Raw genomic sequence first — 1351 nt, forward strand, 5'->3', positions numbered from 1 at the left:
GGCCCCGCACGCGAGCTGGCGGCGCGGCTCGACATCCGGACGGCGGTCCTGCTCGAAGGGCTGAGCGACGCCGCGGCGGTCGACGCGCTGGCCGCGGGCCGCGGCCGGAACCTGGCGGCCGAGGGCATCTGCGTCCTGCCGATGGGAGGCGCGATGAACATCGGGCGCTTCGCCCGCCTGCTCGGGCCGCCCGGCCTGGGCCTGCGCCTCACGGGGCTGTGCGACGAGGGCGAACGCGGCTACTACGCCCGCGGGCTGGAGCGGGCCGGTGTGGCGCGGCAGGAGTTCTTCGTCTGCGCCGCGGACCTGGAGGACGAACTCATCCGCGCGCTGGGAGTGACGCGGGTGGAGGAACTGGTCCGGGCGGAGGGCGACCTGCGCCCCCTGCGGACCTTCCTGAGCCAGCCCGCCCAGCGGGACCGCGCCCCGCAGCAGCGGTTGCGGCGCTTCCTCGGCACGAAGAAGGGCCGCAAGATCCACTACGGTCGCGTTCTCGTCGAGGCCCTCCACCCCGAGCGCGTGCCCGCCCCGCTCGACGGACTGCTCACCGGCCTCTGACCGGTGGGCGGCGGGTCGGGGAAGGACCGGTCGCCGAAGAGGACACGGCCGGCCGCGGCCCGGCCGAACGGTGTGCGCAGCAGGGCGAACGCCGCTGTGGACGCGGCCGGTGTCCGTATGTGCGCCAGACCCCTGCGCAGGGTGAGCCGGCCCCGGAACTGCGCGCGCAGGGCGGCTCCGCTGTAGTGGGTCAACGTCTCCGGTCGCCCCGACCGCAGCGCGTCGTCGAGGACGGAGGCGGCCAGCTCCGACAGTCGCAGGCACGGGTCCAGGCCCCCGGCGGTGAGGGGCGAGACCGCGCCCGCCGCGTCCCCCACCAGGAGCCCCTCGGCACAGGCGATGCGGCGCAGCACCCCGCCGACGGGGATCGGGCCCCCGCGTCGCTCCACCGACTCGGGCCGGTCCACGCCGGCCAGCCCGGGGGCCGAGGCGCCGAACCGCTCCATGGTCCGGCGCAGGCCCTGGGGGAAGCGGTCGGCGTAGCCCGCGACCCCGACATGGGCGTGCCGCCCGTCGTTGACCACCCAGGCCAGGTACCCGGGGGCGAGCGAGGGGTCGAGGACGCAGTGGAAGGTCGGGGGTTCACCGTTCGCGGGCACCTCGAAGACCTCTTCGGCACCGATCAGCAGCCGGTGGTTGCGGTCGAGGCCGAGGTCGCGGGCGACGCTCGAACGCGCTCCGTCGGCGCCGACGACGAAGCGTGCCCGGACCGCGGCCGGCCCGTCGCGGCCCATCAGGAGGAAGGCGCCGCCCCGCCGGCCGGCGTAGCGGGTGCCCAGCGCCAGCCGCACGC

General features: G+C 76.7%; 2 protein-coding genes. One reads left to right on the forward strand and one right to left on the reverse strand.

Going from position 1 to position 1351, the window contains the following annotated elements:
* Window positions 1–558: TOPRIM nucleotidyl transferase/hydrolase domain-containing protein (locus B7767_RS35600; protein WP_085575661.1), on the forward strand; the 558-nt coding region annotated here is incomplete at its 5' end.
* Here the strand turns inward: B7767_RS35600 and B7767_RS35605 are convergent.
* Window positions 480–1351 (reverse strand): NAD(P)/FAD-dependent oxidoreductase (locus B7767_RS35605; protein WP_085575660.1); only part of this gene is annotated, 872 nt, incomplete at its 5' end. The genes B7767_RS35600 and B7767_RS35605 overlap by 79 nt on opposite strands.

It is taken from the genome of Streptomyces sp. 13-12-16, assembly GCF_002114215.1.
In the GTDB taxonomy this organism is placed as follows: domain Bacteria; phylum Actinomycetota; class Actinomycetes; order Streptomycetales; family Streptomycetaceae; genus Streptomyces.